The organism is Mesorhizobium sp. M4A.F.Ca.ET.022.05.2.1 (assembly GCF_003998845.1).
Classification (GTDB): Bacteria; Pseudomonadota; Alphaproteobacteria; order Rhizobiales; family Rhizobiaceae; genus Mesorhizobium.
This window is the reverse complement of the sequence record NZ_RZOJ01000275.1, coordinates 1-8,371: the sequence shown is the minus strand read 5'-3', so window position 1 is coordinate 8,371 and position 8,371 is coordinate 1. Positions and strand designations below refer to the sequence as shown.

8 protein-coding genes are annotated in these 8,371 nt (G+C 66.5%); 4 read left to right on the top strand and 4 right to left on the bottom strand.

The genetic code is table 11. From position 1 onward, the window contains the following. Nucleotides 1–990 (bottom strand): SAM-dependent methyltransferase (locus EN745_RS24315; protein ID WP_127422449.1); only part of this gene is annotated, 990 nt, incomplete at its 3' end. Between EN745_RS24315 and EN745_RS24310 the strand changes: the two genes are divergently transcribed. From EN745_RS24310 to EN745_RS24300, 3 genes are all read left to right on the top strand, one after another. Further along, a complete protein-coding gene (locus EN745_RS24310; protein WP_145992118.1) occupies nt 989–1,183 on the top strand; it encodes a hypothetical protein in 195 nt (64 codons plus the stop codon). The genes EN745_RS24315 and EN745_RS24310 overlap by 2 nt on opposite strands. 213 nt (nt 1,184–1,396) lie before the next feature. Continuing rightward, nucleotides 1,397–1,846, top strand: a complete 450-nt coding sequence (locus tag EN745_RS24305; protein WP_126058273.1) for a host attachment family protein — start codon at nt 1,397–1,399, stop codon at nt 1,844–1,846. Between the two features lie 178 nt (nt 1,847–2,024). Continuing rightward, nucleotides 2,025–3,833: a cation:proton antiporter gene (locus EN745_RS24300; protein ID WP_127422447.1), complete on the top strand. Its 1,809-nt coding sequence runs from the start codon at nt 2,025–2,027 to the stop codon at nt 3,831–3,833. A gap of 29 nt (nt 3,834–3,862) precedes the next feature. Here EN745_RS24300 and EN745_RS24295 read toward each other — a convergent pair whose 3' ends face one another. Further along, a complete protein-coding gene (locus tag EN745_RS24295; RefSeq protein WP_127422446.1) occupies nt 3,863–4,669 on the bottom strand; it encodes a helix-turn-helix transcriptional regulator in 807 nt (268 codons plus the stop codon). 136 nt (nt 4,670–4,805) lie between these two features. Here EN745_RS24295 and EN745_RS24290 point away from each other — a divergent pair, with 136 nt between their 5' ends. After that, complete coding sequence (locus EN745_RS24290) at nt 4,806–5,726, top strand: zinc-binding dehydrogenase (RefSeq protein ID WP_127422445.1); 921 nt, start codon at nt 4,806–4,808, stop codon at nt 5,724–5,726. A gap of 24 nt (nt 5,727–5,750) precedes the next feature. On the opposite strand, the gene EN745_RS24285 is transcribed toward EN745_RS24290, so the two are convergent. Both EN745_RS24285 and EN745_RS24280 read right to left on the bottom strand, forming a co-directional pair. Continuing rightward, complete coding sequence (locus EN745_RS24285) at nt 5,751–6,500, bottom strand: SDR family oxidoreductase (protein ID WP_127406934.1); 750 nt, start codon at nt 6,498–6,500, stop codon at nt 5,751–5,753. 64 nt (nt 6,501–6,564) lie between these two features. Further along, nucleotides 6,565–8,371: PBP1A family penicillin-binding protein (locus EN745_RS24280; RefSeq protein WP_127422444.1), on the bottom strand; the 1,807-nt coding region annotated here is incomplete at its 5' end.

The window sequence follows — 8,371 nt, the reverse complement described above, 5'->3', positions numbered from 1 at the left end:
CTCATAGGCGATGCCGGCATCGCGAAGTGCCGCCATTTCCTCGCCGGCGCGGCCGAACACCAGCGGGTCGCCCGACTTCAGCCGCACGACGCGCTTGCCCTCGCGGCCAAGCTCGACGAGCAGCACGTTGATCTCTTCCTGGCTCTTGGAATGGCAGCCCTTGCGCTTGCCGACCGGCAGGCGCTCGGCATCGCGGCGGCCCATGGCAACGATCGCTTCCGGCACCAGCGCGTCATGGACGATGACGTCGGCTTCCATCAGCAGGCGATGCGCCCTGAGCGTGAGCAGATCCTCGGCGCCCGGACCGGCGCCGACCAGCGCGATGTGGCCCGAGGCCGGCGCGTTGGAGACAAGCAGCTCGACGGCGGCATCATGCGCCCTCGCAAACTCGCCCGCCTCGACGGCTCGCGCCGGCGCGCCGGCGAAGAAATCGCGCCAGAAGCGGCGGCGACCGGTGCCCTTCGGCAGCCGCTCGGCGGCGCCGCGAAAGGACGCGGCAAGCGTGGCCAGCGCGCCGAGCGACGGCGACAGCATGCGATCGATGCGGCCGCGCAGCATCTGCGCCAACACCGGGCCGGCGCCTTCGGTGCCGATGGCGATGGCGACCGGCGCGCGGTTGACCAGCGCCGGCGTGAAGAAATCGCAAAGCTCTGGCCGGTCGACCGCGTTAACCGGAATGCTCAAGCGGCGCGCGTCCTCGGCAACGCGGCGGTCGAGCGCCTCGTCGCCGCTGGCGGCGAACACCATGGCCGCGCCTTCGAGATGCGCAGCCTCATATGCGGCGGCGACATGGACAGCACCGGTCGCGGCAATGAAAGACAGCAGCTCGGCTTCGGCGGTTTGCGCTATGATGCGCAGCGCCGCGCTCGACTGGCCGACGAGCCGCGCCTTGGCCAGTGCCGCCTCGCCGCCGCCGACAATGGCCACGGCTTCGCCCTCGACCCGCATGAAGACGGGGAAAGCGTTGAGCTTGGCATTGGCCTGCGGCATGGCGAGCAGATTCCTGAGCAATTTGGCAGTTTTACGCGCGGGCGTGAAAAACCAGAAGCAAAGCACTCGCGCATCCCGCGATGGCAGGCAATCGCTTTTTCGCAAGCGCGAAGAGCAGGAGAAAAAAATTCCACATCCGGGAGAGGATCGGATTGAAGCCGCTGTTGCGGACCCTGATCTCAGGCGTTTTTAGCTGCAAATGCTCCACGCTACAAAACAGATTTTTCTAAATCCTACCAATTTAGTAGATTAAAGCCGCAATACCGTCGCCGGCCGGCGCGCGTGGCTGAATGAGCGCCTGACCAATATCGGAACATTCCAGCTTCAGAGGACGTTTGCCATACAGACCCGCCCCGGCCTGCCGCCGCGAACGGTTCGCAACACAGCAAAAGCAGGAGGAGCCCGCATGAGCAACGTCACGCTGAAACATGGCCTTTGGATCGTGGTCGCCGATGGCGAGAAAGCGCTGTTCCTGCGCAATGAAGGCAACACCCGCAATCCGGACCTGCAGGTCGTGCAGGAGATGGAGCAGGAGAACCCCGCCACGCGCGAGCAAGGCAGCGACCGCCCCGGCCGCTACAATGACGGGCCGTCCATCCATCGCAGCGCGGTCGAGGACACCGACTGGCATCGTATCGGCAAGGAGCGCTTCGCCGACGACATCGCCGAACGGCTTTATGGGCTCGCCAATCGCGGCGCCTTCAAGGAGATCGTGCTGATCGCGCCGCCGCTGGTGCTGGGCGAAATGCGCCGGAAGCTCCACAAGCTTGTCGGCGACAAGGTGACGGTGGAAATTCCAAAGACGCTGACCAACCACACCATCCCTGAGATCGAAAGCCTGCTCCAGGCAGCCTGACGGCGCCCGCCGGGCAAGCGCAATCTGCCCTTCGCCCGGCATTCGTGCCCCTTTGCCTTTCGATTTCACGGCTTTACGGGTTGCCTCGCGGCCCTGCCTCCCCCCATATTGCAAGGGCGGCGGCCGCGGGGCGGCCCTATCCTACATCGTGATTTTTTCGAAAGGCGCTCCATAGACAATGCCGCACGACACGCCCCTTATCGCCACGATCGTCGCCGGTCTGGGGCTGGCTTTCGTTTTCGGCGCGCTCGCCAACCGTTTCCGCATCCCGCCGCTGGTCGGCTATCTCGTGGCCGGCGTGCTGGTCGGGCCGAACACGCCGGGCTTCGTCGCCGACGCAAGCCTTGCCACCGAGCTTGCCGAGATCGGCGTCATCCTCTTGATGTTCGGCGTCGGCCTGCATTTCTCCCTGAAGGACCTTCTCTCCGTCCGCGCCATCGCCGTGCCCGGCGCCGTCGTCCAGATCGGCTTTGCCGCGCTGCTCGGCGTCGGCCTTGCCTGGCTGCTCGGCTGGTCGATGGGCGCCGGGCTGGTCTTCGGCCTGGCATTGTCCGTCGCCTCGACGGTGGTGCTGCTGCGCGCCTTGCAGGAACGGCGGCTGATCGAGACCGAACGCGGCCGTATCGCCGTCGGCTGGCTGATCGTCGAGGACCTTGCCATGGTGCTGGCGCTGGTGCTGCTGCCGGCGCTGGCCGGCGTGCTCGGCGGCGTGCCGCAGGCCGACGACCATGCCAGCCTGCTGGCGCTGCCGGCCAGCTACGGCATCTGGGGCGTCGTCGGCGTCACGCTGGCCAAGGTGGTGGCCTTCGTCGTCGTTATGCTGGTGGTCGGCCGCCGCGTGATTCCCTGGATCCTGCATTATGTCGCCCATACCGGGTCGCGCGAGCTGTTCCGGCTGGCGGTGCTGGCGATTGCGTTGGGCGTCGCCTTCGGCGCAGCGAAACTGTTCGGCGTCTCGCTGGCGCTGGGCGCCTTCTTCGCCGGCATGATCATGAGCGAATCCGAGCTCAGCCACCGGGCGGCCGAGGAATCGCTGCCGCTGCGCGATGCCTTCTCGGTGCTGTTCTTCGTCTCGGTCGGCATGCTGTTCGACCCGTTCAGCCTGATCAGCAATGGCTGGCCGATCCTGGCGACGCTCGCCATCATCGTCATCGGCAAGTCGCTGGCCGCGTTCGTCATCGTCCTCGCCTTCCGCTACCCGATCGCGACGGCGCTGATGATCTCGGCCAGCCTGGCGCAGATCGGCGAATTCTCCTTCATCCTGGCCGAACTCGGTGTCGGCCTGAAGCTCCTGCCCGAGCAGGGTCGCGACCTGATCCTTGCCGGCGCCATCCTGTCGATCCTGCTCAACCCGCTGATGTTCCTGGCCATCGACTGGATGACACCGTGGCTGGAGGCACGCTCGGCCAAGGCATCGCCGCCGGAAGAGGCAAGGCCGATCGGCCCGGCGACCGAGCCCGGCAAGGTGGCTTCGGTGACGGCTTCGCCGCAAAAGCAAGATGGCCCGCCGCCAAGAACCGCGCTTACCGGCCATTCCATCCTGATCGGCTACGGCCGTGTCGGCAGTCTCGTCGGCGCGGCGCTGAAGCAAGCCGCGCTGCCCTTCCTGGTCATCGAGGACGCCGACAAGACGCTGGCGAAGCTGAAGGCCGATGGCGTCGAAACCATCGCCGGCAATGCCGCCAATGCCGACGTCTTTTCAGCCGCCAATCCGGAAGGCGCCAGGCGGCTGATCCTTGCAATTCCGAATGCCTTCGAGGCGGGTCAGATCGTGCTGCGCGCCCGCGCCGCCAACCCCGGCATCAATGTCATCGCCCGCGCCCACTCCGATGCCGAGGTCGAGCACCTCAAGGGGCTCGGCGCCGACACCGTCATCATGGGCGAGCGCGAGATCGCGCGCGGCATCGTCGAGGTGGTGACGGGTACGGCACCTACTGGGGTGGAAGAGATCGCCCTCGCCAAGGAGATCAAACCGCAGGCCGTTTGAGTTGCGCGTCCACGCACCAGCCGGGTTGGTCAAGCGACAAATGCGGAGCCTCCGTTTTGCGCGATGTCGCTGAGATATTTTGCCGGCGGCTTGCCCAGCGCCTTCTTGAACATGGTGATAAACGCCGTGACGGATTCATAGCCGAGGTCGCCCGAGATCTGTTGCACGCTGGCGCCAGAGGCGAGTTCTCGCAGCGCCACGATCAAGTGCAACTGCTGGCGCCAACGCCCGAAGGTCAGCCCTGTCTCCTTCACGACAAGGCGCGCCAGGCTGCTCTCGCTAAGCGCCACGCGGTTTGCCCATTCCGCAAGCGTGCTGCGGTCGGCGGGATCGTCCGCCAACGCCTCGGCGATCCGCCGCAAGCGCGGCTCGGCCGAAATCGGCAGGTGCAATTGCTGCACAGGCATGCGCGGCAGTTCGGCAAGCAGGATCCCTCCCAGGAAACCGCATCGTGCCTCCTCCGGCGCGCAGTCCGACAGTTCGATGATCAGCTCGCGCAGCAGCGGCGAGATCGAAAGCGTGCTGCACCGGTCCGGCAGATCGGCGGCGCCCGGTTCGAGATAAACGAAGAAAATCCGCGCATTGGCGGTCGCGATGTTGCTGTGCTGCATGCCGCCCGGGATCCACACGGCGCAATGCGGCGGCACCATCCACAGGCCGCTCGGAACCCGACAGGTGACGCCGCCGCCCAGCGCGAAGACGAGCTGCCCCTTGCGATGCCAGTGGTCGCGCACCTCGGCCCTGGTCTCCGGTACATCGACGCGCACGGCGATTGCCGGCGCGTGGACGTTGTCGACATCGAAATCGAGCCATGGGTAGCGAAGAGGCTGTCTCATGATGACTGCTTTTAGCGACCTTATGCTATTATAGCTAAATTCTTAGGGCCTGAAGGTCGATAGGCTCCGGTTGCGCATGGCGATCGCGTTGACGCCGCGCGCCCATCGCCGGCTTGGTCCAGGAAGGTACAGCCCCATGCTCGCCCTCGTCATCGCTTCCGATAGCGCCACCGGGCTTAGGCTCGCCGAGGTCGAGGACCCTCGGCCCTTGGCGAACGAGGCGCTCATTGCGGTCCACGTAACCTCGCTGAACCGGGGTGAGCTGCGCCTCCTCGGCATACGCCCGGACGGCTGGATACCCGGCCAGGACATCGTCGGCGTCGTCGAACGGGCAGCAACCGATGGCTCCGGGCCCGGCGTGGGGACCCGGGTCGCAGCTTTGGTCGACGAGCACGGCTGGGCCGAACGTGTCGCCGTTTCGACCGACCGCCTTGCCGTCCTGCCGGATGGCGTCAGCTTCGTTTCCGCCGCCACGTTGCCGGTCGCCGGCACGACGGCTCTTAGGACGTTGCGCCATGGCGGTGACCTCGCCGGCCAGCAGGTTCTGATCACCGGCGCAAGCGGCGCGGTCGGTCGTTTCCAGATCCAGATCGCCCGCGAGCAAGGCGCCTCGGTGACGGCGATAGCCGCCGCCCGGCATGCCGAGGATCTCCGCGGTCTTGGAGCCGAGCAGGTTATCGACTCGATCGAGCGGGCCGAGGGGCCGTTCTCGCTGATCACCGAGTCGGTCGGCGGCACAAGCCTCGCGCACGCGATCGAACGCGTCGCGCCGGGCGGCACCATCGTCATGTTCGGTTCAAGCAGCGGCGAACTGACGCCCGTCGGATTTCGCCAGTTCGTTCCGGGCCATGAAGGGGCGAGGCTTCAGACCTTCGCCTACTATACGTCCGGTCCAGCCATCGGCGCCGATATCGTCTCACTGCTCGCCCTGGTCGCGGCTGGCCGGTTGGAAACCCGCGTCGCCTTGACTGTGCCGTGGACAGACATCGGCCAGGCGCTGGACGCCCTGCGGCAGCGCAGCTTCAGCGGCAAGGCCGTCCTCACCATGACCGGATGAGCGATTTTGCCCCGAAATCGAGGTTCAGACGTGCTGGCCGCCATTGATGTGGATTTCCGAGCCGGTGACGTAGGACGCCTGCCCGGAGCACAGGAAGAAGATGATGTCGGCGACTTCCGACGTCGCGCCGAGGCGTCTGAGCGGGATCGTCTCGACGATCTTGTCGGTGCCCGGCGACAGGATAGCGGTGTCGATCTCGCCCGGCGCGATGGCGTTGACGCGGATGCCGTGCGGGCCGAAATCATGCGCCATCTCGCGCGTCAGCGAACCCAGTGCCGCCTTCGATGTCGCGTAAGCCGTGCCGGCGAAGGGATGCACACGGGTGCCGGCGATCGAGGTGACGTTGACGATCGAGCCCTTCGCCTGCGCCAGCTCCTTGAACAGGCCCCTGGCCAGCATGATCGGCGCGAAGAAATTGACCTGGAACACGTCACGCCAGACATGCATCGGCGTGTCGATCGAGTTCATCCGGCTGCCGTCCTTCAGCTTCGGCGAAATGCCGGCATTGTTGACCAGCGCGTTGAGCTGGCCGCCATGCGCCTCCAGCCGGTGACGGATCTCCGAGACGGCGATGCCGACATCCTCCTGGTCGGCGAGATCGACCTTGATGTGGTCCTCCGGCCCCGCTGGCCACGGACAGTCCTCGGCGAAAGCCTGGCGCGAGCAGGTGATGACGCGCCAGCCCTCACGCGAGAAGCGCTTCACCGTCGCATGGCCGATGCCCCGGCTGGCACCGGTCAGCACGATGGTTTTTCTTGTATCGGTCTCGGCCATGTCGCGGTCTCCGGCCGGACATGTAGCCGAAGGCGCAAGCCATGGCGAGAGGCGATGTTGCCGCTCAACCGCCGGTGAGGATGTCGAGGATCGAGGTCTGCCGCTTTTTCGTCGGGCCGCCGACATTGCCAGGCGGCACCGGATGGCCGACCGAGGCGGCCGTCCCGCCATCGCTCGGCATGTCGAACCCGTCGGCATCGACCGTCTCGGCCGGCCGGGCCGGACGCGCCGGGCGTGCGGGCGCCTGGGCGGACTGACCGATCGCCGCCTGCGGCACCGGCACCGGCTGACCGGCGTCGGCCGAGGGGATGTCGTCCGGCACGATCGTATCCGAAGGGGTAGACTTCCAGGTTCCGGGCAGCGGCCGGACCGGCACGCCTTCGTGCGCGGCGACCATGAATTCATGCCAGGCCTGCGCCGGCAGCGCGCCGCCGGTGACCTTCTTCATCCCGCTGCCGTCGTCATTGCCGAACCAGACGCCGGTGGTCAGGTTGGCGGTGTAGCCGACGAACCAGGCGTCGCGCGAATTCTGGCTGGTGCCGGTCTTGCCGGCCGAGGGCCAGGCGAAAGCCGCCTTCTTTGCGGTGCCGATTTCGACCGTGCCGGTCATCATCGAGTTCATCATGCCGACGATCTCTTGCTTGACGACGCGTGGCGCGTTGCCGCCATTGTTGTCGTAGAGCACCTTGCCGCCAGCCGTGGTGACGCGGCGGATGAAATGGATGTCCGGCTTGTAGCCGCCATTGGCGAACGGCACATAGGCCGAGGTCAGCTCCAGCGGCGTCACTTCCGAAGTGCCGAGCGCGATCGAGGTGTTCGACTGCAGATCGGACTGGATGCCCATGCGGTGAGCGGCCTCGACCACCGCGTCGGGCCCGACCTCCATGGTGAGCTGGGCGGCGACCGAGTTCAGCGATTTCGCCAGCGCCGTCGCCAGCGTCACCTTGCCGAAGTATTTGCCGCCGTAATTGTCCGGCGTCCACTTGCCGATCTTGATCGGTGCGTCGTTGCGCACGCTGTCCGGCGTGCGACCGGCCTCGAGCGCTGCCATGTAGACGAAGGGCTTGAAGGCCGAGCCCGGCTGGCGGCGCGCTTCCGAGGCGCGGTCGAACTGGCTGGTCGAATAGTCATAGCCGCCGACCATAGCGCGCACCGCGCCGGAATCGTCGATCGATACCAGCGCGCCCTGCGTGACGTTGAGCTTCTTGCCGCTCTCGTCGATCAGCCGCCGGATCGACTGTTCGGCAAGCTTCTGCAAGGTGAGATCGACCGTCGTGTCGACGACGATATCGCCGCGCACGTCGCCGATCAGGTCGGGCAGTACGCCCATGATAGTGTCGGCGACGTAGTTTTCCGATCCGGTCCAGTAGGACGGCGCGCGCGTCGCCGGCGCGCTCATCGCGCTCGTCAGTTCCTTGGCGCCGATCTTGCCCTCGTCGCGCATGGCGGCGAGCACCAGTTGCGCGCGCTCCTCGGCCGCCTTCGGGTCGCGCGCCGGCGACAGCCGCGACGGCGCCTTGAGCAGGCCGGCCAGGAGCGCCGCCTCGGAGAGTGTCACGTCGCGCGCGCTCTTGCCGAAGTAGCGCCGCGAAGCCGCTTCGACGCCATAGGCGCCGGAGCCGAAATAGACCCGGTTGAGGTACATTTCGAGGATCTGGTCCTTGGTATGCTTGTGCTCCAGCCACAGCGCCAGGAGCACTTCCTGCACCTTGCGCTCCAGCGTACGGTCGGGCGTTAGGAACAGGTTCTTGGCCAGCTGCTGCGTCAGCGTCGAGCCGCCCTGCGAGAAGTGCCCGCCAAGCACGTTGGTGACCATGGCGCGCGTCAGCCCGATCGGATCGATGCCGAAATGCGAGTAGAAGCGGCGGTCC